Source organism: Bradyrhizobium sp. USDA 4353, from assembly GCF_054063215.1.
Genome location: NZ_JBSSGB010000001.1, coordinates 7481985 through 7507796, shown reverse-complemented (window position 1 = coordinate 7507796; position 25812 = coordinate 7481985). Strand labels below are relative to the sequence as shown.

The 25812-nt window shown below is 66.2% G+C and carries 23 protein-coding genes and 1 pseudogene; 22 read left to right on the top strand and 2 right to left on the bottom strand.

Translation table 11 applies throughout. The annotated features are described in order from the left end of the window. Window positions 1–14 precede the first annotated feature (14 nt). Window positions 15–1391, bottom strand: coding sequence for an MFS transporter (locus ACVILH_RS33800; protein WP_456716762.1), 1377 nt, complete (start codon window positions 1389–1391; stop codon window positions 15–17). 187 nt (window positions 1392–1578) lie between these two features. Between ACVILH_RS33800 and ACVILH_RS33795 the strand changes: the two genes are divergently transcribed. From ACVILH_RS33795 to ytfQ, 6 genes are all read left to right on the top strand, one after another. Then, window positions 1579–2775 (top strand): mandelate racemase/muconate lactonizing enzyme family protein, encoded by a 1197-nt coding sequence (locus tag ACVILH_RS33795; protein ID WP_456716761.1) that lies wholly within the window; start codon window positions 1579–1581, stop codon window positions 2773–2775. Window positions 2776–2880: 105 nt separating this feature from the next. Continuing rightward, the gene (gene uxuA, locus ACVILH_RS33790) at window positions 2881–4077 is read left to right on the top strand and encodes a mannonate dehydratase (RefSeq protein ID WP_456716760.1); all 1197 of its coding nucleotides are present in this window, start codon (window positions 2881–2883) and stop codon (window positions 4075–4077) included. Between the two features lie 52 nt (window positions 4078–4129). Beyond that, window positions 4130–5161 carry an L-idonate 5-dehydrogenase gene (locus ACVILH_RS33785; RefSeq protein ID WP_456716759.1) on the top strand — a complete coding sequence of 344 codons (1032 nt, stop codon included), beginning with the start codon at window positions 4130–4132 and terminating at the stop codon, window positions 5159–5161. Window positions 5162–5208: 47 nt separating this feature from the next. Next, window positions 5209–6105: a sugar kinase gene (locus ACVILH_RS33780; RefSeq protein WP_456717161.1), complete on the top strand. Its 897-nt coding sequence runs from the start codon at window positions 5209–5211 to the stop codon at window positions 6103–6105. Continuing rightward, a complete protein-coding gene (eda, locus tag ACVILH_RS33775) occupies window positions 6102–6746 on the top strand; it encodes a bifunctional 4-hydroxy-2-oxoglutarate aldolase/2-dehydro-3-deoxy-phosphogluconate aldolase (RefSeq protein ID WP_456716758.1) in 645 nt (214 codons plus the stop codon). Before ACVILH_RS33780 ends, eda begins: the two co-directional genes overlap by 4 nt. A 246-nt stretch (window positions 6747–6992) precedes the next feature. Next, window positions 6993–7958 carry a galactofuranose ABC transporter, galactofuranose-binding protein YtfQ gene (gene ytfQ, locus ACVILH_RS33770; RefSeq protein WP_456716757.1) on the top strand — a complete coding sequence of 322 codons (966 nt, stop codon included), beginning with the start codon at window positions 6993–6995 and terminating at the stop codon, window positions 7956–7958. Here ytfQ and ACVILH_RS33765 read toward each other — a convergent pair. Continuing rightward, window positions 7952–8077, bottom strand: coding sequence for a hypothetical protein (locus ACVILH_RS33765; protein ID WP_456716756.1), 126 nt, complete (start codon window positions 8075–8077; stop codon window positions 7952–7954). The two genes, ytfQ and ACVILH_RS33765, sit on opposite strands and share 7 nt — an antisense overlap. On the opposite strand from ACVILH_RS33765, the gene ACVILH_RS33760 reads away from it, so the two are divergent. From ACVILH_RS33760 to ACVILH_RS33685, 16 genes and pseudogenes are all read left to right on the top strand, one after another. Beyond that, window positions 8076–9626, top strand: coding sequence for a sugar ABC transporter ATP-binding protein (locus tag ACVILH_RS33760; protein WP_456716755.1), 1551 nt, complete (start codon window positions 8076–8078; stop codon window positions 9624–9626). The genes ACVILH_RS33765 and ACVILH_RS33760 overlap by 2 nt on opposite strands. Further along, window positions 9623–10612: an ABC transporter permease subunit gene (locus tag ACVILH_RS33755; RefSeq protein ID WP_434857213.1), complete on the top strand. Its 990-nt coding sequence runs from the start codon at window positions 9623–9625 to the stop codon at window positions 10610–10612. The genes ACVILH_RS33760 and ACVILH_RS33755 overlap by 4 nt, the downstream gene beginning before the upstream one ends. Then, window positions 10612–11637 (top strand): galactofuranose ABC transporter, permease protein YjfF, encoded by a 1026-nt coding sequence (gene yjfF, locus ACVILH_RS33750; protein ID WP_456716754.1) that lies wholly within the window; start codon window positions 10612–10614, stop codon window positions 11635–11637. Before ACVILH_RS33755 ends, yjfF begins: the two co-directional genes overlap by 1 nt. Then, window positions 11634–12377, top strand: a complete 744-nt coding sequence (locus ACVILH_RS33745) for a FadR/GntR family transcriptional regulator (RefSeq protein ID WP_456716753.1) — start codon at window positions 11634–11636, stop codon at window positions 12375–12377. Before yjfF ends, ACVILH_RS33745 begins: the two co-directional genes overlap by 4 nt. Beyond that, window positions 12374–14110: an IlvD/Edd family dehydratase gene (locus ACVILH_RS33740; RefSeq protein WP_456716752.1), complete on the top strand. Its 1737-nt coding sequence runs from the start codon at window positions 12374–12376 to the stop codon at window positions 14108–14110. Before ACVILH_RS33745 ends, ACVILH_RS33740 begins: the two co-directional genes overlap by 4 nt. 9 nt (window positions 14111–14119) lie before the next feature. Continuing rightward, a complete protein-coding gene (locus ACVILH_RS33735) occupies window positions 14120–15049 on the top strand; it encodes a dihydrodipicolinate synthase family protein (RefSeq protein ID WP_456716751.1) in 930 nt (309 codons plus the stop codon). Window positions 15050–15052: 3 nt separating this feature from the next. Beyond that, window positions 15053–15979: a Gfo/Idh/MocA family protein gene (locus ACVILH_RS33730; RefSeq protein WP_456716750.1), complete on the top strand. Its 927-nt coding sequence runs from the start codon at window positions 15053–15055 to the stop codon at window positions 15977–15979. A 3-nt stretch (window positions 15980–15982) separates the two neighbouring features. Then, window positions 15983–17062, top strand: a complete 1080-nt coding sequence (locus ACVILH_RS33725; RefSeq protein WP_456716749.1) for an aldose epimerase family protein — start codon at window positions 15983–15985, stop codon at window positions 17060–17062. Window positions 17063–17064: 2 nt separating this feature from the next. Further along, window positions 17065–17947: pseudogene (locus ACVILH_RS33720) on the top strand (SMP-30/gluconolactonase/LRE family protein). Between the two features lie 125 nt (window positions 17948–18072). Then, window positions 18073–19143, top strand: coding sequence for a multiple monosaccharide ABC transporter substrate-binding protein (gene chvE, locus ACVILH_RS33715; protein ID WP_456716748.1), 1071 nt, complete (start codon window positions 18073–18075; stop codon window positions 19141–19143). A gap of 133 nt (window positions 19144–19276) precedes the next feature. Then, window positions 19277–20827 carry a multiple monosaccharide ABC transporter ATP-binding protein gene (gene mmsA, locus ACVILH_RS33710; protein ID WP_456716747.1) on the top strand — a complete coding sequence of 517 codons (1551 nt, stop codon included), beginning with the start codon at window positions 19277–19279 and terminating at the stop codon, window positions 20825–20827. A 21-nt stretch (window positions 20828–20848) separates the two neighbouring features. Continuing rightward, entirely contained in the window at window positions 20849–22039 is a 1191-nt protein-coding gene (mmsB, locus tag ACVILH_RS33705) for a multiple monosaccharide ABC transporter permease (RefSeq protein WP_456716746.1), read from the top strand. Window positions 22040–22559: 520 nt separating this feature from the next. Next, complete coding sequence (locus ACVILH_RS33700) at window positions 22560–22880, top strand: STAS domain-containing protein (RefSeq protein ID WP_456716745.1); 321 nt, start codon at window positions 22560–22562, stop codon at window positions 22878–22880. Window position 22881: 1 nt separating this feature from the next. Then, complete coding sequence (locus tag ACVILH_RS33695; protein WP_257169951.1) at window positions 22882–23247, top strand: response regulator; 366 nt, start codon at window positions 22882–22884, stop codon at window positions 23245–23247. Then, window positions 23238–25292, top strand: a complete 2055-nt coding sequence (locus tag ACVILH_RS33690) for a chemotaxis protein CheA (protein WP_456716744.1) — start codon at window positions 23238–23240, stop codon at window positions 25290–25292. The genes ACVILH_RS33695 and ACVILH_RS33690 overlap by 10 nt, the downstream gene beginning before the upstream one ends. Next, window positions 25282–25812, top strand: coding sequence for a chemotaxis protein CheW (locus ACVILH_RS33685; protein ID WP_456716743.1), 531 nt, complete (start codon window positions 25282–25284; stop codon window positions 25810–25812). Before ACVILH_RS33690 ends, ACVILH_RS33685 begins: the two co-directional genes overlap by 11 nt.

Below are 25812 nucleotides of genomic sequence, written 5' to 3'. Positions count from 1 at the left end.
TCAATACTCCGATCTCAATCCGCCTCGTAGCCATACACCTCCGGCAGGATGAAGATCGCGGCGAGCAGTCCGGCCAGCGGGAAGATGGCGACGAACAATGTCGCGTTGGCCTGGCCGATGGCGGTGAACAGCGCCGGGAACAGGAAGATCGCCAGGAACGACGGCAGCTTCACGAACATGTAGGCGAAGCCGCTGGCGGTGCCGCGATAGCGCGGGCGCGCAACCATGGTCGGGATCGTCATGCAGTTCGAGGCGTCCCAATAGTGGCCCCACAGCATCGCGGCGGCGGCGAACGGCAGGATGATGGTGTGGCCGGTGTAGAGCGCGCCGGCGGCCACGATCAGTGACACCAGCACGATCGCGAAGCCGGCGATGCCGATGCCGCGATGACCGATTTTGGGTGTCAGCAACGGCCCGACCCAGCCGGACACGGCGGCGAGGCAGAACAGCGCCATCGTGACGAGATTATTGCCGAGCGTGGTGGAGACGCCGACCATCGTGAACAGCACCGGCAGATAGAAGCCGAAGGTCGCGAACTCCGCGCCTTGCGCAAAGCAGGCGATCCAGCCGTAGATCGTCGCGCGCCAGCGGATCGGGTCCTTGCGCAGGTCGGAGAGGAAGTCCCAGGTGCTCGGCTTCTCCACCACCATGTCCTGGTTCGGCAGCATCGCGAGGTCGTCATTGTACATCTGCCGCGCCACCTCCTTGGCCTCGCGGAAGCGGCCGTGCTGCACCAGCCAAACGGCGGTCTCCGGCACGTCGTGGCGCAGGAACAGGATGATCAGTGCCGGCACCGCGCCGAGGCCCAGGGTAACGCGCCAGACGGTCTCGTGATTGATCTCGGCGATGAGGAACAGCGCGATGACGCCGAGCGTCAGCACCTCGCCGACCGCGAACATGAACTGCCAGCGATTGCCCATGACCTCGCGCTGGCCCTTGGCCATCGATTCCATGATGTAGGTGTAGCCGGTCGAGATGTCGCTGCCGAGCGGCAGGCCGAGCAGAAAGCGAACGACGATCAGCCAGGCCACGTTGGGAACGAACGCCTGCGCCAGCGCCAGCACGACGAACATCGTCATGGTGCCGAGAAACATCCATCGGCGTCCGATCTTGTCGGAGAGCCAGCCGCCGAGCAGGGCGCCGATCAGCGCGCCGCCCTGCGTGCCGGCGGCGGCGAGGCCGAGCTCCAGCGGGCCCGGGTTGAACTGCTCCTTGATGAAGATCAGCACGAAGGCGATGGAGTAGAGGTCCCACGCCTCGACCAGGATCGAGGCCATCATCAGCCAGCCGACGCGGTTGCCCTTCGGGCTGTAGTTCTGGACGAGATAGCGGACGGCGTTGTCGATCGTCGTTCGCTGCGGGGGAATGTCGGTGGCCGTTGCGACGCTCATGGCGGGTGCCTTTCACTGCGGCGACGCGTAGCGTTTCCGCAGCGGAGGTCGCGCGGAGGGTTCGGTCGCCGTTCCAATGTCCGATTTCTTTGACGGCTGAGATCGATCAAGGTTCCCTTGCGTTGTCTCGTCGCACGACATCGGTGGTCTGCGGCTGGAACCGTGGGCCGCGCCACGGGAGACGAGAATGAAGATCACCGCCATCGAGACGCTGCGCACCGAGGAGTTCGCCAATGTCATCTGGGTGCGCGTGCACACGGATGCCGACATCGTCGGGCTCGGCGAGACGTTCTATGGCGCCGGCGCGGTGGAGGCGCATATCCATGACACGCTGGCGTCGCGTCTGCTCGGGCGCGATCCGCTGCGCATCGAGGCGCTTCATCGCGACATGCTGAACCTGCCGATGGCGCAGTCCTCCACCGGCGTCGAATATCGCGCGGCCTCCGCCATCGACATCGCGCTGTGGGACCTGTTCGGCAAGGTCTGCGGCCAGCCGGTGCACCAGATGCTCGGCGGCCTGTGCCGCGACCGCCAGCGCATCTACAACACCTGCGCGGGCACGCGCTACGTGCGCTCATCCAACATCCGCCCGGTGTCGAACTGGAGCCTGGAGACGAAGGGACGCTATGAGGATCTCGACGCCTTCATGAACCGCGCCGATGCGCTTGCCGAGGATCTATTGGAGAGCGGCATCTCGGCGATGAAGATCTGGCCGTTCGATCCGGCGGCGCAGGAGAACGAGGGATTGTTCATCACGGCAGCACAGATGAAAGCGGCAGTGGCGCCGTTCGAGAAGATCCGGAAAGCTGTCGGCGACCGCATGGAGATCATGGTCGAACTGCACTCCCTCTGGAACCTTCCGACGGCCAAGCAGATCGCGCGTGTCCTCGAAGACTATCAGCCGACCTGGTACGAGGACCCGATCCGGATGAACTCGCCGCAGGCGCTGGCGGAGTTCGCACGGTCGACCGACGTCTGGGTCACCGCCAGCGAAACGCTCGGCTCGCGCTACCCGTACAAGGACATGCTCGACCGCGACGCCGTCCACGTCGTGATGGCCGATCTGTGCTGGACCGGCGGGCTCACCGAGGGGCGCAAGATCGCGGCGCTGGCGGAGACCTATCACCGGCCGTTCGCGCCGCATGACTGCATCGGCCCGGTCGGCTTCGTCGCCGCGGTGCACATGTCGTTCAGCCAGCCGAACACCTTAATCCAGGAGTCGGTGCGTGCGTTCTACAACGGCTGGTACAACGAGCTGGTCACGGCGATGCCGGAGATCAAAGGCGGTTACGTCTATCCGATGCAGGGGCCGGGGCTCGGCGTGGAGCTCAAGCCGTCGGTGTTCGAGAGGTCGGATTTGACAGCCAGGAGGAGCGAGGCTTGACGACATCGGCTCCAGGCGTCATTGGCGGAAGCCCCTTTCATGACGCAAAGCGATGAGATCACATCGCCGTCACGCGATCGACGGCGAGCTCGCCAGGAGGACGACATGGAACAGACGTGGCGCTGGTTCGGACCTGACGATCCCATCACTTTGCCGCAAGTGCGCCAGACCGGTGCGACCGGGATCGTAACGGCGCTGCATCAGATTCCCTATGGCGTGGTGTGGAGCACCGACGAGATCATCAAGCGCATCGGCCTGATCGAGGGCGATTCATCGCTGCGGCTGCGCTGGAGCGTTGTCGAGAGCCTTCCCGTCTCCGAAGCCATCAAGCTCGGTGAGGGGAATCTCACGGAGCTGTTCGACAACTACCGGCAGTCGCTGCGCAACCTCGCCGCCTGCGGCATCACCACCGTCTGCTACAATTTCATGGCCGTGCTGGACTGGACCCGCACCGAGCTTGCGCATCGCCTGCCGGGCGGCGCCACCGCGCTGCGCTTCGACATGGATCGCTTGGCGGCGTTCGACTGCTACATCCTCCAGCGCCCCGGCGCCGAGGCGGAATTCTCCGCCGACGTGCTCGACCGTGCGAAAGCATGGGTGACGCAGGCCTCGGAAGCCGACAAGGACCGGCTGCTGGCGACCATCATGGCCGGACTGCCTGGGGCCTATGACCGCTACGACGTGCCGGGCCTGCGCCGGATGCTGGAGAAGTATCGCGGCATCGGCCATGCCGAGCTTCGCGCCAACTACGCGCGCTTCCTGCGCGAGGTGGTGCCAACGGCGGAGGAATGCGGCGTCAGCCTGTGCGTGCATCCCGACGACCCGCCGCGCGATCTGTTCGGCCTGCCGCGCGTGGTGTCGTCGGCCGATGATCTGCAATTCATCGTCGATGCCGTCCCGTCGAAGGCGAACGGCCTCACGTTCTGCACGGGTGCGTTGGGCGCCGGCGGCCAGAACAACGTGCCGGCCATGGCCGAGCGCTTCGCCCCGCACATTCGCTTCGTGCACCTGCGCAACGTGACGAAGATGCTCGACGGCTCGTTCATGGAGGCGGAGCATCTGCGCGGCGATGTCGACATGGTTAAGGTCGTGACAACGCTGCTCAAGGAGCAGGCCCGGCGCAAGGCCGAGGGCGATCCGGACTGGCGCATCCCGTTCCGGCCCGATCACGGTCATGAGCTGGCTGACGATATCGGCCGCGGGACTCACCCCGGCTACCCGCTGGTGGGCCGCCTGAAGGGCCTCGCCGAGATCCGCGGCGTGATGACGGCGGTTGCGGCCATCAACCGCTTGCCGGTCTGAGCGCGCCGTGATCTAGGATCGACGGACAAGACCAGACAGGGAGACCCGGCCGATGCGTGCCGTCGTGATTCACGCGCCCAAGGATTTGCGCATCGACAATTTTCCGGATCCCGCGCCGGAGGCGGGGCAGGTGCGGGTCAAGATCGCGACCGGCGGCATTTGCGGGTCGGACCTGCACTACTATCATCACGGTGGCTTCGGCACCGTGCGCATCAAGCAGCCGATGGCGCTCGGCCACGAGATTGCCGGCGTCATCGCCGCGGTTGGCGCCGGCGTGACAGGGCTCGCCGAAGGCGCCCGCGTCGCGGTCAATCCGAGCCTGCCGTGCGGCCACTGCGCCTATTGTCGCGAGGGGCTGCGCAACCAGTGCCTCGACATGCGCTTCATGGGCAGCGCGATGCGCGATCCCCACGTGCAGGGCGGCTTCCGCGAGTTCATCACGGTCGATGCCTCGCAGGCGGTGCCGATCGGCCCCTCGCTCTCGCTGGGCGAGGCCGCGATGGCCGAGCCATTGTCGGTGTGCCTGCATGCCGCGCATCAGGCAGGCTCGCTGCTCGGCAAGCGCGTGCTGGTGACGGGCTGCGGCCCGATCGGGGCGCTGTCGATCCTGGTCGCGCGCTACGGCGGTGCGGCCGAGATCGTCGCGACCGATGTCGCCGAGGCGCCGCTCGGGGTCGCCCGCAAGCTCGGCGCCAGCCATGCCCTCAATGTCGGCGCGGAGCCATCCGCGCTCGATCCGTGGCGCGCCGGCAAGGGCACGTTCGACGTGCTGTTCGAGGCCTCCGGCAACCAGGCCGCGCTGCGGGCGGCGCTCGATGTGATGAGGCCGGGCGGGGTGATCGTGCAGCTCGGGCTCGGCGGCGAAATGACCCTGCCGCTCAACACGCTGGTCACGAAGGAGCTGCAATTGCGCGGCACCTTCCGGTTCGACCGTGAATTCGATCTGGCGGTGCGGCTGATGGGCGAGGGACTGCTCGACGTCAAGCCGCTGATCTCAGCCACGCTGCCGTTCCAGGAGGCAATTTCCGCCTTCGAGCTCGCCAGCGATCGAAGCCGCGCGATGAAGGTTCATTTGACGTTTTGATCGTGGGATTGACGCCGATGAGAGTCGCCTGCATCGGAGAGTGCATGGTGGAGTTTGCGCAGGAGGACGGCAGCCTGTTCAGGCGCGGCTTCGGCGGCGACACGCTCAACACGGCGCTCTACCTGTCGCGGCTCGGCGTGCCCACCTCCTACGTGACCGCGCTGGGCGACGATCCGCTGAGCGCGATGATGCTGGCGGCATGGCAGGCGGAGGGCATCGACACCTCCGAGGTGCTGCGGGTCGAGGGCCGCGTGCCCGGCCTCTATATGATCGAGCGCGACGCCCGGGGAGAGCGCAGCTTCCTGTATTGGCGCGACCGTGCGCCGGCGCGCGAGCTGTTCGACCGCGCCGATCGCGACATGCTCGACCGGCTGTCGCGCTTCGATTGGATCTATCTCTCAGGCATCAGCTTGTCGCTGTATGGCGAGACCGGCAAGGCCAAGCTGCGCGAGCTGCTCACGGTTGCCCGCAAGCGCGGGGCGCGCGTGGTGTTCGACGGCAACTACCGGCCGCGCGGCTGGGCGAGCCGCGAGATCGCTCAGCGTGCGTTCCGGGCGATCCTGCCGCTGGTCGACATCGCGCTGCCGACGCTCGAGGACGAGCAGATGCTGTTTGGCGACGCCGATGCCTCGGTCTGTCTGCGCCGCTTCAAGGACGCGGGCGTGGGTGAGGTCGTGGTCAAGCGCGGGCCGCGTGGCAGCCTGATCCATGCCGATGGCGTGCTGGTCGACATCGCGCCGCCCGCGGTGCTGCAGCCGATCGACACCACAGCAGCCGGCGATTCCTTCAACGCGGGCTATCTGGCGGCACGCATCAAGGGCGCACCTCCGCGCAAGGCGGCGTTGGCCGGACACCGGCTCGCCGGCGCCGTGATCATGGCGCCCGGCGCGGTGATCCCGGCGACTGCGATGCCGCGGGACATTCTGGCACTGAGCGAGGCATGATGAGCAGTTCGGACAAGCGCGCGAAGCTCGATGCCGTGTTCGCGCTGGCGCCGGTGATCCCGGTGATCACGATCGAGGACGCGGCACAGGCCGTGCCGCTGGCGCGCGCGCTCGTCGCCGGTGGTCTTCGCGTCATCGAGATCACCTTGCGCACCCAGGCCGGGCTCGACGCGGCGCGCGCGATCATCAACGAGGTGCCCGACGCTGTGGTCGGCATCGGCACCGTGCTGACGCCGGCCGATTACGAGCGCGCCGCCAAGCTCGGCGCCGCGTTCGCGATCAGTCCGGGCATGTCGATCGAGCTGCTCGATGCGGCCAATGCCGGCGCGCTGCCGTTCGCGCCGGGCGTCCAGACGCCATCAGACCTGATTGCCTGCGTCACGCGCGGTTATGAGTTGGTGAAGTTCTTCCCCGCGGTCCCGGCCGGCGGGCTCGCCGCGCTCGATGCATTGGCCGGGCCTTTTCCCAACGTGCGCTTCTGCCCGACCGGCGGCATCAATGCGGGCAATGCCGCGCAGTGGCTCGCGCACAAGAAGGTCGTTGCGATCGGTGGCTCCTGGATCGCGCCGGCGGCGGACATCAAGGCGGCGGCCTGGGCCGCCATCGAGCAGCGCGCGCGCGACGCGACGACGCTGCGTTAAGCCTCTTTTACCTCTGATTGCATTTTGATCTGCTGCCGATTTCCGGAAGTGCTCTGCTGCGCATCGGCGCGGGCTGTGCAAAGACCCCTCAAAAAGTATTACAGTCAAATAATATGACTAGTCAGGCCAGAGGTTCCGTGGAATAACGGGCCCGTCAGCCGTCGCGGCTGGCGGGAACGGTGCGAAGACACCGCTATCAAGCGGCGCCGCATCTACAACAGATACTCTTGTGGGAGAGAACGCCTGATGACTCTGAAAGCCCTTTTTGCGGCCTCGGCAACGGCCGCCTTGCTGCTTGCGACCTCAGCCAGCGCCGCGGAGCTGACCGTCGGCTTTTCGCAGATCGGATCGGAATCCGGCTGGCGCGCCGCCGAGACCTCGGTCTCGAAGTCGGAAGCCGCCAAGCGCAAGATCAATTTGAAGATCGCCGACGCGCAGCAGAAGCAGGAAAACCAGATCAAGGCGATCCGCTCCTTCATCGCGCAGAACGTCGACGCGATCTTCCTGGCGCCGGTCGTGGCCTCGGGCTGGGACGCCGTGCTGAAGGAAGCCAAGGAAGCCAAGATCCCGGTCGTGCTGCTCGACCGCGACATCGATCCCTCGGGCAAGGACCTCTATCTGACCGCCGTCACCTCCGACAGCGTGCATGAAGGCGCGGTCGCCGGCGAGTGGCTCGCCAAGGCCGTCGGCGGCAAGGACTGCAACGTCGTCGAGCTGCAGGGCACGGTCGGCGCCAGCGTCGCCACCAACCGCAAGAAGGGCTTCGACTCCGTCGTCGCCAAGAACGCCAATCTGAAGGTCGTGCGCAGCCAGACCGGCGACTTCACCCGCGCCAAGGGCAAGGAAGTGATGGAGAGCTTCATCAAGGCCGAGAACGGCGGCAAGTCGATCTGCGCCGTCTACGCCCACAACGACGACATGATGGTCGGCGCGATCCAGGCGATGAAGGAAGCCGGCCTCAAGCCGGGCAAGGACATCCTGACCGTCTCGATCGACGCGGTGCCGGACATCTTCAAGGCGATCGCCGCGGGCGAGGCCAATGCGACCGTCGAGCTGACGCCGAACATGGCCGGCCCGGCCTTCGACGCCATCGTTGCCTTCAAGGAAAAGGGCACGGTTCCGCCGAAGTGGATCCAGACCGAGTCGAAGCTCTACACGGCGGCCGACGAGCCGATGAAGGTCTACGACAGCAAGAAGGGTCTGGGCTACTGAGCCTGCCCGTGTTTGTCGCCGTCGTCCTGGCGAAAGCCGGGGCGGCGGTGGCAGATCGCTTGGCGCCCGCGCTTTGCGCGGGTGTCGACTTCACCGATCTTCGTCAAGTAGTTCGTCATGTCTGACCCTTCAGCTCCGCCGGCCAGCCGTCCAGCCCTGCTGGAGATTCGCGGTCTGTCGAAGAGCTTCGGTGCGCTGAAAGCGCTCGATGGCGTCGACTTCACGCTGGGTGAAGGCGAGATCCACGCGCTGCTGGGCGAAAACGGCGCCGGCAAGTCGACGCTCATCAAGGTGGTCACCGGCGTGTTCGCGCGTGATGCCGGCACTGTCCGGCTCGCCGGCCGCGAGATCGCGCCGCGCTCGGCCAAGGACGCCGTCGATGCCGGTATCGCCACCGTCTATCAGGAAGTGAACCTGCTGCCGAATTTGTCGGTGGCGCAGAATCTCTATCTCGGCCGCCAGCCGACGCGGTTCGGCGTCGTGCGCGAAAGCGAGATGAAGCGGCGCGCGCGTGCGCTGCTGCTCGACTACGGCCTGGATATCGATGTCGGTGCGCCGCTTTCCAGCTACTCGGTTGCGGTCCAGCACATCACGGCGATCGCCCGGGCGGTCGATCTGTCGGCGCGCGTGCTCATTCTCGACGAGCCGACCGCGAGCCTCGACCGCCACGAGGTCGAGATCCTGTTCAGCGTGATGCGCAAGCTGGCGGATCGCGGCATCGGCATCGTCTTCGTCAGCCATTTCCTCGATCAGGTCTATGAGATCTGCGACCGCGTCACCGTGCTGCGCAACGGCCGGCTGATCGGCTCGCGCGACATCGCCGATTTGCCGCGGCTCGATCTCATCCGCATGATGCTGGGCCGTGAGCTGGCCGAGACCACGCATGAGCGTGCAGCGAGCCAGCCCGACACGGCGCGCGAGGTCTGCGTCAGCTTCAAGAATTTCGGCAAGCAGGGCTATGTCGCGCCGTTCGATCTGGAGCTGCGCCGCGGCGAAGTCGTAGGCCTCGCCGGCCTGCTCGGCTCCGGGCGCACCGAGACGGCGCGGCTGGTGTTCGGCGCCGAGCGCGCCGACAGCGGCGAAGCCACGATCGACGGCAAGCCGATCAAGCTGAATTCGCCGCGCGATGGCGCAGGCTTCGGCTTCGGCTATTGCCCGGAGGAGCGCAAGACCGAGGGCATCGTCGCCGATCTCACCGTGCGCGAGAACATCGTGCTGGCGTTGCAGGCGCGGCGCGGGCTGCACCGTCCGCTGTCGCGGCGCGAGCAGGACGAGATCGCGATGCGCTACATCCGCATGCTCGACATCCGGCCGCCGGACCCGGAGCGGCCGATCGGGCTGTTGTCCGGCGGCAATCAGCAGAAGGCGCTGCTCGCTCGCTGGCTGGCGACCTCGCCGAAGCTGCTGGTGCTGGACGAGCCCACGCGCGGCATCGATGTCGGCGCGCATGCCGAGATCATCCGTCTCGTCCGCGAGCTGTGCGACCAGGGCCTGGCGCTGCTCGTCATCTCCTCCGAGCTCGACGAGATCGTCACCTACTCGAATCGCGTCGTGGTGCTGCGTGATCGCGAGCATGTCGAGGAGCTGAAGGGCGACGCCATCGAGGTCTCCAGCATTCTCGCGGCGATCGCCGCCGACACCGCGCCGGCGCACGAGGCCGCATCATGACGCTCCGCATTCCCCGCCGCGGCATGGCGCAGGCCTTGGCGCTGATCATCATCCTGATGATCGATCGCCTGGTGTCGCCGCAGTTCTTCAACCTGCATCTGCAGGACGGCCGGCTGTTCGGCAGCGTGATCGATGTGCTCAACCGCGGCACACCGGTGGCGCTATTGTCGCTCGGCATGGTGCTGGTGATCGCGACCGGCGGCATCGATCTCTCGGTCGGCGCCGTCATGGCCATCGCGGGCGCCACCGCGGCGAGCCTCGCCGACACCCATTCCCTGCCGGTCGTGCTCGCGTCGGCGCTCGCCGTCGGCCTTGCCTGCGGGCTGTGGAACGGCATTCTCGTCGCCGTGCTCCGCATCCAGCCGATCGTCGCCACGCTCATTCTGATGGTCGCTGGCCGCGGCATTGCGCAGCTCATCACCGAGGGCCGCATCGTTACGTTCACCTCGCCGGACCTCGTATGGATGGGCAACGGCGCGGTGCTCGGCCTGCCGACACCGGTCGTGATCGCGTTGGGCATGCTGCTGGTGACGGCAGCGGTCGTGCGCGGCAGCGCGCTCGGGCTTCTGATCGAGGCGACCGGCGGCAATGCCCGCGCCAGTGAGCTCTCAGGCGTCGGCACCCGCGCGATGATCCTCTCGGTCTATGTCTGGTGCGGCCTGTGCGCGTCGCTCGCCGGCGTCATCGCCGCCGCCGACATCATGGGCGCCGATGCCAACAATGCCGGGCTGTGGCTGGAGCTCGATGCGATCCTCGCGGTCGTCATCGGCGGCACCTCGCTGTTCGGCGGCCGCTTCAGTCTCGTTCTGGCGGTGGCCGGCGCGCTGATCATCCAGGCCATGAACACCGGCATTCTCCTCTCGGGCTATCCGCCGGAGCTCAATCTGCTGGTCAAGGCCGTCGTCGTGCTGGCCGTGCTGCTGGCGCAGTCGCCGCGGCTCGGCGATCTCTCGCGCTTCACCGCGCGCTGGCGGAGGACGAAGTGATGAAGGCCTCGACCTCGGTTGCGATCACAGCCTTCGTGCTGGTCGCCGGCTTTGTGCTGTGCGCGCTGCAATTCCCGAACATCGCCTCGACTCGCGTGGTCGCCAATCTGCTCACCGACAACGCCTTCCTCGGTATCGTCGCGGCCGGTATGACCTTCGTCATCATCTCCGGTGGCATCGATCTCTCGGTGGGCTCGGTGATCGGCTTCACGACGGTCTTCGTTGCGCTCGCGATCGAGCGCTGGGGCATTCCGCCGCTCGCGGCGTTCGCGATGGTGCTCGTGCTGTGCGCGCTGTTCGGCGCCGCGATGGGCGCGGTCATCCATGTCTTCGAGCTGCCGCCCTTCATCGTGACCTTGGCCGGCATGTTCCTGGCGCGCGGCGTCAGCTTCCTGCTGTCAACCGAATCGATCCCGATCACCGCACCGATCTACAGCGCCGTTTCGGACTTTGCGATCAGGCTGCCCGGTGGCGGGCGGCTCACCGCGATCGCGATTGCGATGCTCGTGATTCTCGTCGTCTGCGCGCTTTTGCTGCACCTGACGCGATTCGGCGCCAACGTCTACGCCCTCGGCGGCAGCCGCGCTGCGACCGCGCTGATGGGCATTCCGGTCGGGCCGATGACCATCCGAATCTATATGCTGTCCAGCGTGCTCGCGGGCCTCGCCGGCATCGTCTTCTCCTTCTATACCGCGGCCGGCTATTCGCTGTCCGCGGTCGGTGTCGAGCTCGATACCATCGCAGCCGTCGTGATCGGCGGAACCTTGTTGACCGGCGGGCAGGGCACGGTCATCGGCACCTTCCTTGGCGTCCTGATCCAGGGCATGATCCAGACCTACATCAACTTCGACGGCACGCTGTCGAGCTGGTGGACCAAGATCGCCACGGGGGTTCTGTTGTTCGTCTTCATTGCGCTGCAGCAAGGTCTGATGGCGCTCGCGCGCCGCTCCTCGCTCAAACCGGCAGGCGCCAAGCTGGTCGCGACCAAGCCGGCTGACATCAAGCCCGCGGGGGCGCCGACATGACGTCGTCGCACATCGTCTCGATCCCGACGCGCCGTGCGCATTCCAACCACGCCGAGGTCGCCCGCAGCATCGGCATCGACATCATCTCGGGCCGTCTCGGTGAGGGCGCGCGGCTGCCGGGCGACGCCGAGCTGACCGCGACCTTCGGCGTCTCCAGGCCGGTGCTGCGCGAGAGCGTCAAGACGCTGGTGGCCAAGGGCCTGCTCTCGACCAAGGCGCGCGTCGGCACCGTCGTGCGCGAGCGCTCCGCCTGGAACATGTTCGATCCGGACGTGCTGGCGTGGCACCTCGACGCAGGGATCGACAAACGCTTCCTTGCCGATCTCGCCGAGATTCGGCTCGCGATCGAGCCGCGCGCGGCCGCGCTCGCGGCCGAACGCCGCACCGACGACGATGTCGCAGAGATGCGCACGGCGATGGCGCGGATGGAGCGCGAACCGTCGACCTCGGTGGCCTTCGCCGAAGCCGATCTCGCCTTGCACATCGCCGTCGCCAACGCCTCCGGCAATCCCTTCATGCGCTCGATCGGCGCGGTCATCGAGGCGGCGCTGCGCGCGTCCTTCGTGTTGAGCGCACCGGTCGAGATCGCCGATCGCGACACCGTGTTGGTCTGGCACCAGCGCATCATCGATGCGATCGCCAATGGAGATCCCGAGGGCGCCTCGGAAGCCATGATCGAAGTCATCTACAACGGCCGGCGGCGTCATGCGCAATCGGCTGCACGAACGGACCAGGAATGAGCAACGACACATCAGACAAGCAGCTGCGCAGCCAGGCGTGGTTCGGCCGCCAGGACAAGATGGGCTTCTATTATCGCTCATTCTTGAAGAATAGCGGTACGCCGCAGGACCGCTTCGAGGGCCGTCCGGTCATCGGCATCTGCAACACCTGGTCGGAGCTGACGCCCTGCAACGCGCATTTCCGCGTCATCGCCGAGCATGTCCGCCAGGGCGTGCTGGATGCGGGCGGCTATCCGCTGGAATTCCCGGTCTCCTCGCTCGGCGAGGTGACGATGCGCCCGACCGCAATGCTGTTCCGCAACCTCGCCTCGATGGACGTCGAGGAAGCGATCCGCGCCCATCCGCTCGACGGCGTCGTGCTGCTGATGGGCTGCGACAAGACCACCCCGGCGCTCTTGATGGGCGCGGCCTCTGCCGACCTGCCGGCGATCGGCGTCTCCGGCGGGCCGCAATTGCGCGGCGTCTATCGCGGCCAGATCATCGGCTCCGGCACCAATATCATCTCGATGAGCGAGCAGCTGCGCGCCGGCGAGATCACCTTGAAGGAATTCCATGAGGCCGAGGCCGGCATGAACCGCTCCGCCGGCAGCTGCATGACCATGGGCACGGCCTCGACGATGGCCTCGATGGTCGAGGCGCTCGGCATCGGCCTGCCGGAGAATGCCGCGATTCCCGCCGCCGACGCCCGCCGCAATCTCTTGGCTCGCATGGCCGGCCGCCGCATCGTCGAGATGGTCGGCGAGGACCTCAAGCCGTCGGACATCCTGACCCGCCAGGCGTTCGAGAACGCGATCCGCACGCTGGCGGCGATCGGCGGCTCGACCAATGCGGTGGTGCATCTGCTCGCCATCGCCGGCCGTGTCGGTGTCGAGCTGACGCTCGACGATTTCGACCGGCTCTGCCGCGACGTGCATTGCCTCGTCGATCTGATGCCTTCCGGCCGCTTCCTGATGGAAGACTTCTACTACGCGGGCGGCCTGCCGGCCGTGCTGCGCGCGCTCGGCGAGCGCGGCCTGCTGCACAAGGACGCGCGCACCGTCAACGGCAAGACGCTGTGGGACAATGTCGCCGAGGCGCCGAACTACAATGCCGAGGTGATCACGCCGTTCGAGACGCCGTTCAAGACCGAAGCCGGCATCGCCATCCTCACCGGCAACCTCGCGCCGAACGGCGCGGTCATCAAGCCGTCGGCAGCCTCGCCCGAGCTGATGAACCATACCGGGCGCGCGGTCGTGTTCGAGAGCGTCGAGGAGATGCATGACGCTGTCGACGACGACAGTCTCGACATTGATGCGTCCTGCATCATGGTGCTGAAGAATTGCGGTCCGAAGGGCTATCCGGGCATGGCCGAGGTCGGCAACATGCCGCTGCCGGCCAAGGTGCTGCGCCAGGGCGTGCGCGACATGATCCGCATCTCCGATGCGCGCATGTCCGGCACGGCCTATGGCACCGTGGTGCTGCATGTCGCGCCCGAAGCCACCGTCGGCGGACCGCTGGCGCTGGTGAAGAACGGCGACATGATCACGCTCGACGTTCCCGGCCGAAAGCTGCATCTGCATGTCAGCGACGAGGAGCTGGCCGCGCGCCGCGCCGCCTGGACGCCGCCGAAGCCGCATGCCGACCGCGGCTATCAGAAGCTCTACATCGATCACGTGCTGCAGGCCGATCGCGGCGCGGATTTCGACTTCCTGGTCGGCCGCACCGGCTCGCCGGTGCCGCGCGACAATCACTAAGAGGTGCCCATGACCGCTTCCGCCAAAAAGCTCTACAAGGGCGTCTTCCCGGTCGCGCCGACCATCTTCGACGCCGACGGCCGCCTCGACCTCGAGGGCCAGAAGCGCGCGATCGACTTCATGATCGATGCCGGCTCGCACGGCATCTGCATCCTCGCCAATTTCTCCGAGCAGTTCGTGCTGACCGACGACGAGCGCGATCTCGTCATGACGACGGTGCTGGAGCATGTCGCCGGCCGCGTGCCGGTGATCGTCACGACCACGCATTTCTCGACCTTCGTCTGCGCCGAGCGCTCGCGCCGCGCGCAGGACAAGGGTGCGGCGATGGTCATGGTGATGCCGCCCTATCACGGCGCGACGTTCCGCGTGCCCGACAGCTCGATCTACGAGTTCTATCGCGGCGTGTCGGATGCGATCTCGATTCCGATCATGGTGCAGGACGCGCCGGTCGCGGGCACGCCGCTCTCGGTGCCGCTGCTCGCCCGCATGGCCAAGGAGATCGAGAACCTCGCCTATTTCAAGATCGAGGTGCCGCGCGCCGCCGACAAGCTGCGCGCGCTGATCGAGGCCGGCGGCGCTGACATCCAGGGCCCGTGGGACGGCGAGGAGGCGATCACCCTGATGGCCGATCTCGACGCCGGCGCCACCGGCGCGATGACCGGCGGCGGTTATCCCGACGGCATCCGAAAGATCATCGATCCCTACTTCGCAGGCGATCGCGACGCTGCGGCCGCAGCCTATGAGCGCTGGCTACCGTTGATCAACTATGAGAACCGGCAGTGCGGGCTCGCGACCTGCAAGATCCTGATGAAGGAAGGCGGCGTGATCAAGCACGATACGCTGCGCAGCCCCCAGCCGCCGATCCATCCGGCAACGAGTGCGGGCCTGATCGAGATCGCGCGCCGGCTCGATCCGCTCGTGCTGCGCTGGGGACGCTGAGCCATGAGCGAGCTTCGTGTCGCCATCGTCGGCTTCGGCAAGATCGCTAGGGATCAGCACGTGCCGGCGATCGCCGCCACCGAGGGCGTGACCCTGACCGCGGTGGCGAGCCGCAACGCCTCGCTGCCCGGCCTGCCGCATTTCGGCTCGATCGAGGAGCTGCTGCGGGACGGGCCGGAGATCGACGCGGTGTCGCTATGCACGCCGCCGCAGGTGCGCCGTGCCCAGGCGCTGGTCGCGCTCGAGGCCGGCAAGCATGTGATGCTGGAGAAGCCGCCGGGCGCCGCCGTCAGCGAGCTCGATCCGCTGGTCGCGCTCGCGACGCAGAAGCAGCGCACGCTGTTCGCGACCTGGCACTCGCGCTATGCGCCGGCCGTCGAGCCTGCGCGGGAGTGGCTGGCGTCGCGCCAGATCCGCAGCGTCCGTATCGACTGGAAGGAGGACGTTCGCGTCTGGCATCCCGGGCAGGCCTGGATCTGGCAGCCGGGCGGGCTCGGCGTGTTCGATCCAGGGATCAACGCGCTGTCGATCCTGACGCGCATCCTGCCCGAGCCGGTGTTCGTCACCGAGGCCGAGCTGTCGTTCCCGTCGAACTGCCAGGCGCCGATCGCAGCCAATCTCGCGATGTCCACGGCGAGCGAGCTGCCGATCGCGGCCGAGTTCGACTTCCGCCAGACCGGGCCGCAGAGCTGGGACATCCGCATCGAGACCGATGCCGGACAGCTCAAGCTGTCCTTGGGCGGCGCGCGGATGACCTTGGATGACCAGGTGATGATCGACGAGAAGGAGCGGGAATATCCCGGCCTCTATCGCCGCTTCGTCGAGCTGACCAAGACTGGCGCTGGTGACGTCGACCTGGCGCCGCTGCGGCTGGTGGCCGATTCCTTCCTGCTCGGCCGCCGCAACATCGTCGAGCCGTTCGAGGACTGAGACATGGCCGAGTCACGGATCACCAGGGATGTGTTTGGCAGCCTGCCTGATGGCCGCGAGGTCGAGCGCGTGACCCTGCGTGGCGCCGGCGGCTTCGAGGCGCGGATCATCACCTTCGGCGCCGCGCTGCAGGCATTGCTGGTGCCGGATGCGCAAGACGTCGTCGACGACGTCGTGCTCGGCCATGACGACCTCTTGAGCTACGTCAAGCTCCGCAAGTTCTTCGGCGCCACGGTCGGCCGCTACGCCAACCGTATCGCCGGTGCGCGCTTCACGCTCGACGGCGAGGACGTGCGGCTGGAGGCCAATGACGGCGCGCATGCGCTGCATGGCGGCCCAGATGGCTTCGACCGCAAGCTCTGGCAGATCGTCGCGACTGAGGACGGCGAGCAGCCCTCGGTCACGCTGCTCTATGTCAGCCCGGACGGCGAGGCGAACTATCCGGGTCGGCTCGACGTCCGCGTCACCTATCAGCTCACCGGGCCGATGGAACTGTCGGTGAGCTTCGCGGCACGGACGACCCGCACCACGATCGTCAACCTGACCAATCACAGCTTCTTCAATCTCGACGGCCTTTCGGCCGGCACGGGCATCCTCGACCATCGGCTCACGCTCGCGGCCGACCATTATCTCGCGATCGACGAGACCGCGATCCCGCTGCCCGGGCCGCCGCATTCCGTCGCCGGCACGCCGTTCGACTTCCGCGACGCGCAGGCGATCGGCGCGCGCATCCGCGCCGACGATGCGCAGATCAAATGCGGCCGCGGCTATGACCATAATTTCTGCCTGCGTGCCGGCGATGGCGTCCGCCTCGCAGCCCGGCTGGAGTCGCCGCGCTCGGGCCGCGTGATGGAGCTGCACACCGATCAGCCCGGCCTGCAGGTCTATTCCGGCAACTACATCGACGCGACCGTCAGCGGCAAGGGCAGGGTGTTCCGGCAGTCCGACGCGCTCTGCCTGGAGCCGCAGGTCTGGCCCGACACGCCGAACCGTCCGGATTTCCCGAGCGCCAGGCTTTCGCCTGACGACGTCTACAAGCACCAGACCGTGTATCGCTTCTCGACCACGGGAGCGTCCGCATGAGGATGGAGCAGCTGCCGACCAAGGTGCTCTGCGCCGAGCACTGTCATCTCGGCGAGGGGCCGACCTATGACCCCGCGACCGACACCGCCTGGTGGTTCGATATCCGCGAAGGCCTGCTGTTCGAGGCCAACATCGGGAGCGGCGAGGTTCGCCGCCATGTCTTGGGAAAGATGGCGAGCGCGCTGGGCCGCATCGATGCCCAGAGGCAACTGATCGTCGCCGAGGACGGGCTCTACATCCGCACCGTGGCCGACGGCGCGCTGTCGCTCTACCTCCCGCTCGAAGCCGACAATCCGGCGACGCGGTCGAACGATTCGCGCGTGCATCCCTCCGGCACGTTCTGGATCGGCACCATGGGCCGCAAGGCCGAGCGCGGGCTGGGCGCGATCTACGCGCTGCACCGCGGCGAGATCGTCCGCCTGTTTCCCGAACGTCACCATTCCCAACGCGATCTGCTTCTCGGCGGACGGCGCGACCGGCTATTTCGCCGATACCGACGAGAACGTGCTCTATCGCGTGGCGCTCGATCCGCAGACCGGCCTGCCGCGCGGCGAGCCGGAGGTGCTGCTGCGCCATACCGGCACAGGTGGCCTCGACGGCGCGGTGGTCGATGCCGAGGGGCGGATCTGGAATGCGCGCTGGGGCGGCGGTTGTGTCGACGTCTACAGCCCGCAAGGCGAGCATCTGCGCTCCGTTGCGGTTCCGGCTAGCCAGGCGAGCTGCCCGGCTTTCGTCGGCCCCGATGTGTCACGCCTGCTGGTCACCTCGGCCTGGCAGGACATGGACGCGGCGGCCAAGGCGGCCGATCCGGGCCATGGCCAGACCTTTCTGCTCGACGTCGGCGTCCGGGGACGCGCCGAGCCTGACGTCGTGCTGTCGATCTGAGAGGAGGAACAATCAAGTCGACCGTCGTTCAGCCTAACAGCTAACTGGTATCAACGTACGCAATCGCGTATGTCTTATTGAAATTCGAATATCCAAGAGTTCGAAAATCCAAGAGGGAGTGAAGCATGCTGAATTTCAAGACCATCATGGCCGCCGCGTTGGCCGGCCTCGGCGCCCTGGCGTTGTCCAGCGCCGCCATGGCCCAGAGCAAGGGCACCGTCGGCATCGCGATGCCGACCAAGTCCTCGGCGCGCTGGATCGATGACGGCAACAACATCGTCAAGGTGCTCAAGGATCGGGGCTACACCACCGACCTGCAATATGCCGAGGACGACATCCCGAACCAGCTCTCGCAGATCGAGAACATGGTGACCAAGGGCGCCAAGGTGCTGGTCATCGCTGCGATCGACGGCACCACGCTGTCCGACGTGCTGAAGCAGGCCAAGGCGAAGGGCATCACCGTGATCGCCTATGACCGCCTGATCCGCGACACGCCGAACCTCGACTACTACGCGACGTTCGACAATTTCCAGGTCGGCGTGCTGCAGGCGCAGTCGATCGTCGACAAGCTCGGCCTGAAGGACGGCAAGGGTCCGTTCAACATCGAGCTGTTCGGCGGCTCGCCGGACGACAACAACGCCTACTTCTTCTACAACGGCGCGATGTCGGTGCTGCAGCCCTATCTCGACTCCGGCAAGCTGGTGATCGGGTCCGGCCAGAAGGGCATGGACAAGGTCGCGACCCTGCGCTGGGACGGCGCCACCGCCCAGGCCCGCATGGACAACCTGCTGAGCGCCTTCTACGGCAAGAAGCGCGTCGACGCCGTGCTGTCGCCCTATGACGGCCTGTCGATCGGCATCATCTCCTCGCTGAAGGGCGTGGGCTATGGCAGCGCCGACCAGCCGATGCCGGTGATCTCCGGCCAGGACGCCGAGGTGCCGTCGATCAAGGCGATGCTGCGCGGCGACCAGTACTCGACCATCTTCAAGGACACCCGCGACCTCGCCAAGGTGACCGCCGACATGGTCGATGCCTCGCTGGCCGGCAAGGAAGTCCCGGTCAACGACACCAAGACCTACAACAACGGCGTCAAGGTCATTCCATCCTACCTGCTCAAGCCGGTCGTGGTCGACAAGAGCAACTGGGAGAAGGTGCTGGTCGACAGCGGCTACTACAAGAAGTCGCAGTTCGAGTGATCCTGATCTAACAGACAAGCAGCCCTCTCCCCGGTGTCCGGGGAGAGGGATATCTTATTGGAGCTCGCGCGGCGGGGGCGAGTGGCGTCAGAAGCTCAGAAGCAGAGTGGCGTCAGAACAGAGACATGACACGATGACCGCAATTCTGGAAATGCGCAGCGTCAGCAAGAGCTTTGGCAACGTCCAGGCGTTGCGCGACGTCAGCTTCACCGTCGAGCCCGGCGAGATCCACGCTTTGGTCGGCGAGAACGGCGCCGGCAAATCGACCCTGATGAAGGTGCTGAGCGGCGTCTATCCGCATGGCCGCTACGAGGGCCAGATCATCTTCGAGGGCGAGGAGCGCAAGTTCCGCGACATCAACGATTCCGAGGCGCTCGGCATCATCATCATCCACCAGGAGCTCGCGCTGATCCCGCTGATGTCGATCGCCGAGAACATCTTCCTGTCGCATGCGCCGTCGCGTTTCGGCGTCATCGACCGCGACGAGGTCTATCGCCGGACCCAGCAATTGCTGGCGCAGGTGGGTCTGAAGGAATCCCCGGACACGCTGATCACCGATCTCGGCGTCGGCAAGCAGCAGCTGGTCGAAATCGCCAAGGCGCTGTCCAAGCGCGTCAAGCTCCTGATCCTCGACGAGCCGACCGCCAGCCTCAACGAGGCCGACAGCCAGGCGCTGCTCGACCGTCTCATCGCCTTCCGCGAGCAGGGCATCTCCTCGATCCTGATCACCCACAAGCTGAACGAGGTCGCCCGCGTCGCCGACCGCATCACCGTGCTGCGCGACGGCCGCAGCGTCGACGGCATCGACTGCCGCGCCGAGCCGGTGCTGGAGGACCGTATCATCAAGAGCATGGTCAACCGCGACATGGCGCACCGCTTTCCCGAGCGCCAGCCCAAGATCGGCGAGCCGGTGTTCACGGTCGAGAACTGGACGGTATTCCATCCGCAGCATCCGGACCGCCGCGTCATCAAGAACGTCGACTTCCAGGTGCGCCGCGGCGAGATCGTCGGCATCGCCGGACTGATGGGCGCCGGCCGCACCGAATTCGCGATGAGCCTGTTCGGCCGCTCCTGGGGCGTCAACATCTCGGGCCGCGCCCGACTGGAAGGCCACGACGTCAATCTCACCAGCGTGCCCGCCGCGATCGATGCCGGCCTCGCTTATGTCACCGAGGACCGCAAGCAGCTCGGCCTGATCCTGGCCGACGACGTCCGCAAGAACATCACGCTCGCGAGCCTTTCCCAGGTCGCGCCGAAGGGCGTGATCGACGACATCGCCGAGCTCAAGGCGGCCTCCGGCTACCGCGGCCGCATGCGCATCCGCTGCTCTGACGTCTACCAGGAGGCCGGCCAGCTCTCCGGCGGCAACCAGCAGAAGGTCGTGCTGTCGAAATGGCTGATGACCGATCCCAAGGTGTTGATCCTCGACGAGCCGACCCGCGGTATCGACGTCGGCGCGAAATATGAGATCTACTGTATCATCCAGGAGCTTGCGGATGCCGGCCGGGGTGTGGTGGTGATCTCGTCGGAAATGCCGGAGCTGCTCGGAATCTGCGACCGCATCTGCGTGATGAACGACGGCGCCTTCGTCGGCGAGTTCGCAGGCAAGGACGCGACGCAGGAAAAGATCATGCGCGCCATCATGCGCAACGAAGCCATCACGAACCAGGAGACGGCCGCCTAAGCGGCCGGGAGGACACCAGCCATGACCGACAAGACGGTTTCACTCCCGGAGGAGAAGCCCCACGCCGGCTTCCTGAAGAACAATCTGCGCAGCTACGGCATGCTGATGTCGCTGTTCGTCATCATGCTGTTCTTCCAGATCATGACCGACGGCACCCTGCTTCAGCCGCTCAATCTGACCAATCTGGTGCTGCAGAACAGCTACATCGTCATCATGGCGCTGGGCATGCTGCTGGTGATCGTGACCGGGCATATCGACCTCTCGGTCGGCTCGGTCGCGGGCTTCGTCGGCGCGGTCGCGGCCGTGCTGATGGTGCGCTACCACATCGATTTCCCGCTCGCCATCATCGCCTGCCTGATCGTCGGCGCCGCGATCGGTGCCGCCCAGGGCTATTGGGTGGCGTATTTCGGCATTCCCTCCTTCATCGTCACCTTAGCCGGCATGCTCGTGTTCAAGGGCCTGGCCTTGGCGCTGCTGCAGGGACAGTCGGTCGGCCCGTTCCCGTCGACGTTCCAGAAGCTGTCCTCCGGCTTCATTCCTGAGCTGATCTCCGGCGCCGGCAATCTCAACCCGACGTCGCTCGCGATCGGCGCGGTGCTCACGCTGATTCTGGTCTATGCCAGCGTCAAGGGGCGCGCGCGAGAGGTCGAGCACGGCATCGATGTCGAGCCGTTCGGCGTGTTCGCCGCCAAGAACGTCGTGCTCGCCGGCGTGCTGATGTACTTCACCTATCTGATCGCCTCGCATCGCGGCCTGCCCAACGTTCTGGTGATCATGGTCGCGCTGATCGCGCTGTACGGCTTCATGACGCGCCGCACCGTGGTCGGCCGGCAGATCTACGCCGTCGGGGGCAACGCCAAGGCGGCCAAGCTTTCGGGCATCAAGACCGAGCGGCTGGTGTTCCTGACCTTCGTCAACATGGGCGTGCTGGCGGCGCTGGCTGGCCTGATCTTCGCGGCTCGCCTGAACACGGCGACGCCGAAGGCCGGCCTCGGCTTCGAGCTCGACGTCATCGCGGCCTGCTTCATCGGCGGCGCCTCGGCCTATGGCGGCGTCGGCCGGGTCGGCGGCGCCGTCATCGGCGCCATGATCATGGGCGTGATGAACAACGGCATGTCGATCCTCGGCATCGGCATCGACTATCAGCAGGTCATCAAGGGCCTGGTGCTGCTCGGCGCCGTCTGTATCGACGTCTACAATCAGCGACGCTGACGCTCGACGACCGCGCGCCGGCGCCTCCCGCCGGCTGCTACGGCGATCATCTGGAATATAGAGAGGCCAGCGTTTCCGACGCTGGCCTCTTTGCACATCAGCGTGCACGACGAGAGTCGTCCGTAGAAGCCCGGCCAAAGCGCGGACCGGGCCGTAATCTCCCGGGCCGTGACTGCGGGAGTTGGAACCGATTCCCTTAACATTCGCGTTGCTATCAGCCTGGTGAACGAGCCGGGTCGATCACGCATGTCCAGCTATCAACACCTCACGCGGCCCTCGCGCACGCGCTTCACGGGCCATGACTGGTCCAGCCAACCATCAGGGACGCAGCACGCCAAGGTAGAGAGGCCGTACTAATACGGCTCTCATATTTAACAATCCAACAATCGCTATCCACGAAATTTGAATGAGTTGATGCGCGCAAAGGCTGTGTCTGTCGAGTGAACTCAAGATCCTTTTTGTAGTCCGTGACGTCACTGGCGCCGCGGCCGGAGCACGAAGGCTCCATGGAATTTCAAGCATGACGGACGCGAACGCCACAAATCCTACAGCGACCGACGCCGCCGCCAGCGTCGCTTATGCGCTGCCGCAGATGCTGGATCTGACGCAGGCGGTGCCGCTGCGCGACGAGATGGTCCGGCTCGCGGCGGCCGGCAGCATCGCGCTCGATGCGAGCGGCGTCGAGCGGATGTCGACCCCTTGCGTGCAGATTCTGCTCGCGGCTGCACGCGGCGCGAAGGCGGCCAACAAGCCCTTCAAGATCACGCAGGCATCCGAGCTGTTCCGGACGGCGGTGGCCGAGCTGGGGCTTCGGAACGAATTTGAAGATTGGATGGAGTGACATGACCAAGCGAATTCTGGCAGTCGACGATTCGAAGACCATGCGCGACATGGTGACCTTCACCCTGAAGAAGGCCGGCTTCGAAGTAGCGGAAGCCGAGGACGGCAAGGCGGCGCTGAACGTGCTGACCGGAAGCAAGTTCGACTTGATCATCACCGACCTGAACATGCCGAACATGGACGGGATCTCGCTGATCAAGAACGTGCGCGCCGGCAGCCAGCATCGCGGCGTGCCGATCCTGATCCTGACGACCGAGAGCGATGGCGCCAAGAAGGCCGACGGAAAGGCAGCCGGCGCGACGGGATGGCTGGTGAAGCCGTTCAATCCCGAGCAACTGATCGCGACGGTCAACCGCGTATGTCCGTAACGTCAGAACAAGAGGCATACCCAGTCGCGCAGTTCCGCAAGACCTATTTCGAGGAATGCGCGGAGCTGCTGGATGCATTGCAGTCCAATCTCGAGCTGCTGTCCTCCGGGCAGGAGGACGGGGAGACGCTGCATGCGATCTTCCGGTCGGTGCACTCGATCAAGGGCGGCGCGGGCGCTTTCGGCTGCACCGATCTCGTCGCGTTCTCGCATACGTTCGAGAGCCTGCTCGATGCCCTGCGCGACCATAAGATCGCGGCGTCCCAGGACATCAGGCAGCTCTTGCTGCGGGCGAGCGATGCGCTCGCCGACATCGTGAACGCAGCGCGGCTCGAGCAGCAGCTGCCCGCCAATTTTGCCGCTGATATCAGCGTCGCCATGCGGGACGCGCTCCAGGGCGCCGGGCAGGCGGTCGAGGTGGCGGCAGGGCCGGTTGCGACCGAGACGAAATCGCTCGGCGAGCAGAAGTATCGCATCCGCTTTCGGCCGCATACGGAGATGCTGAAGAAGGCGAACGAGCCGCTGCTGCTGATCAGGCAACTGCGCAAGCTCGGCACGCTCTCCACCGAGGTGCACAGCTCCGGCCTGCCGGCGCTCGAGCAGCTCGATCCGGAAGCGGCCTACTTCAATTGGACGTTCACGCTGGAAACGGCGGTCCAGCGCGGCGCGATCCAGGACGTGTTCGAATTCGTCGAGGATGATTGCGATCTCGAGATCGAGCCGATCGAATCGGCGTCGGGTCCAGTCGAGACGGTCGCCAGCGAGCCCGGCAGTCCCGTCGCCTCCGCGGTCGCCGCCGTCAGCGTGGCCCAATCGATCCGCGTCGACGTCGACAAGGTCGATCGTCTCGTCAATCTCGTCGGCGAGCTCGTGATCAGCCAGGCGATGCTGACCGAGCAGGGCTTGTCGCTGCCGGCGGATAAATATCCGCAACTCATCCAGGGCATCGAGGCGTTGGCTCAGAGCGCCCGCGAGCTGCAGGAAAGCGTGATGGCGATCCGCGCGCAGCCGGTGAAGTCGGTGTTCGCGCGGATGCCGCGGATCGTGCGCGAGCTCGCGGCCACGCTCGGCAAGGAGGTGCGTATCGTCACCTCGGGCGAGATGACCGAGATCGACAAGACGGTCATCGAGCAGCTCAACGATCCGCTGACGCACATGATTCGCAATGCGCTCGATCACGGCATCGAGCCGCCGGCGGAGCGCGCGGCTGCCGGCAAGCCGCGTCAAGGCACGATCCATCTGTCGGCCGCGCAGCGCAGCGGCCGGATCGTCATCGAGGTTTCGGACGACGGCCGCGGCATCAATCGCGAGAAGATCCTGGCCAAGGCCCGGGCGCGCGGTCTCGTGCCGGCCGGCGCCAGTCTCACGGAAGACGAGATCGACAATCTGATCTTCCTGCCCGCGTTCTCGACCGCCGATGTGATCTCGAACATCTCGGGCCGCGGCGTCGGCATGGATGTGGTCAAGCGCAACGTGCAGGCGCTCGGCGGCCGCATCTCGGTGCGCTCGCGCTTCGGGCAGGGCTCATCCTTTACCTTGTCGTTGCCGCTCACGCTTGCGGTCGTCGACGGCATGGTGGTGTCGGTCGGGCGCGAGACCTTCATCATTCCGCTCGTCGCCATCGTCGAGAATCTGCGGCCGCAGACCGCCGACATTCATCCCGTCGTCGGTCGCGGACATGTGCTGGCGCTGCGCGGCGAATACCTGCCGCTGGTCTATCTGCACCGCGTGTTCTCGATAGGCGGTGCGATCGGCGATCCCTGCCGCGGCATCGTGATCATCGTGCAGAGCGAAAGCGCAGGCCGCGTCGGAATCGTCGTCGACGAATTGCTCGGCCAGCAGCAGGTGGTCGTGAAGAGCCTCGAGGCCAACTATGAGCCCGTCGACGGCATCAGCGGCGCCACCATCCTCGGCAATGGGCGCGTCGCGCTGATCCTCGACGTCGCACGCCTGCACGAGATCGACGTCCGCGGCACGCCCGGACGCCTGCCCGCACCGGAGCCATCGACAGACGAACTCGCAAAGGACCTGACCCATGCAGCCTGACAACAAGCCGCTCGTCGATCTCGGCCTGGACGTGGCCGTCGGCGAGAACGTGCAGCAGTTCATCACCTTCACGCTGGGGACAGAGGAGTACGGCATCGACATCATGGTGGTCCGCGAGATCAAGGGCTGGACCGAGACGACCATGATCCCCAACGCGCCGCCGCACGTGCGCGGCGTCATCAATCTGCGTGGCATCATCGTGCCGATCTTCGATCTGCGAGCCCGGTTCGGCACCGGCGTGACCGTGCCGACCAGCATGCATGTCGTGATCATCGTGGCGGCGGGCACGCGCACCGTCGGCCTCCTGGTCGACACCGTCTCCGACATCATTTCCGTCGATCCCAAGGAGATCCGCGACGTGCCCGAGATGGGCATGCCGGTCGAAGACCAGTTCCTCGAGGGCCTGGTCGCGATCCAGAACCGGATGGTGACGCTGGTGTCCTTGTCCGGACTGTTCGGCATGTCCGCAGAGTCAGTCAAGCGTAGGGCCGCTCCGGCCGATGCGGCCGCCGCCGCCTAA

Bases quoted from the DNA above. Each gene is read 5' to 3' on its own strand.
- ACVILH_RS33700 (WP_456716745.1), top strand. From the start codon at position 22,560: ATGACGGACGCGAACGCCACAAATCCTACAGCGACCGACGCCGCCGCC.
- ACVILH_RS33800 (WP_456716762.1), bottom strand. From the start codon at position 1,391: ATGAGCGTCGCAACGGCCACCGACATTCCCCCGCAGCGAACGACGATC.
- ACVILH_RS33765 (WP_456716756.1), bottom strand. From the start codon at position 8,077: ATGACGAACTACTTGACGAAGATCGGTGAAGTCGACACCCGCGCAAAG.
- ACVILH_RS33685 (WP_456716743.1), top strand. From the start codon at position 25,282: ATGCAGCCTGACAACAAGCCGCTCGTCGATCTCGGCCTGGACGTGGCC.
- ACVILH_RS33730 (WP_456716750.1), top strand. From the start codon at position 15,053: ATGAGCGAGCTTCGTGTCGCCATCGTCGGCTTCGGCAAGATCGCTAGG.
- yjfF (WP_456716754.1), top strand. From the start codon at position 10,612: ATGAAGGCCTCGACCTCGGTTGCGATCACAGCCTTCGTGCTGGTCGCC.
- ACVILH_RS33795 (WP_456716761.1), top strand. From the start codon at position 1,579: ATGAAGATCACCGCCATCGAGACGCTGCGCACCGAGGAGTTCGCCAAT.
- mmsB (WP_456716746.1), top strand. From the start codon at position 20,849: ATGACCGACAAGACGGTTTCACTCCCGGAGGAGAAGCCCCACGCCGGC.
- ACVILH_RS33755 (WP_434857213.1), top strand. From the start codon at position 9,623: ATGACGCTCCGCATTCCCCGCCGCGGCATGGCGCAGGCCTTGGCGCTG.
- uxuA (WP_456716760.1), top strand. From the start codon at position 2,881: ATGGAACAGACGTGGCGCTGGTTCGGACCTGACGATCCCATCACTTTG.
- ACVILH_RS33740 (WP_456716752.1), top strand. From the start codon at position 12,374: ATGAGCAACGACACATCAGACAAGCAGCTGCGCAGCCAGGCGTGGTTC.
- ACVILH_RS33785 (WP_456716759.1), top strand. From the start codon at position 4,130: ATGCGTGCCGTCGTGATTCACGCGCCCAAGGATTTGCGCATCGACAAT.
- ACVILH_RS33695 (WP_257169951.1), top strand. From the start codon at position 22,882: ATGACCAAGCGAATTCTGGCAGTCGACGATTCGAAGACCATGCGCGAC.
- eda (WP_456716758.1), top strand. From the start codon at position 6,102: ATGATGAGCAGTTCGGACAAGCGCGCGAAGCTCGATGCCGTGTTCGCG.
- ACVILH_RS33760 (WP_456716755.1), top strand. From the start codon at position 8,076: ATGTCTGACCCTTCAGCTCCGCCGGCCAGCCGTCCAGCCCTGCTGGAG.
- ACVILH_RS33690 (WP_456716744.1), top strand. From the start codon at position 23,238: ATGTCCGTAACGTCAGAACAAGAGGCATACCCAGTCGCGCAGTTCCGC.
- ytfQ (WP_456716757.1), top strand. From the start codon at position 6,993: ATGACTCTGAAAGCCCTTTTTGCGGCCTCGGCAACGGCCGCCTTGCTG.
- mmsA (WP_456716747.1), top strand. From the start codon at position 19,277: ATGACCGCAATTCTGGAAATGCGCAGCGTCAGCAAGAGCTTTGGCAAC.
- ACVILH_RS33735 (WP_456716751.1), top strand. From the start codon at position 14,120: ATGACCGCTTCCGCCAAAAAGCTCTACAAGGGCGTCTTCCCGGTCGCG.
- chvE (WP_456716748.1), top strand. From the start codon at position 18,073: ATGCTGAATTTCAAGACCATCATGGCCGCCGCGTTGGCCGGCCTCGGC.
- ACVILH_RS33745 (WP_456716753.1), top strand. From the start codon at position 11,634: ATGACGTCGTCGCACATCGTCTCGATCCCGACGCGCCGTGCGCATTCC.
- ACVILH_RS33725 (WP_456716749.1), top strand. From the start codon at position 15,983: ATGGCCGAGTCACGGATCACCAGGGATGTGTTTGGCAGCCTGCCTGAT.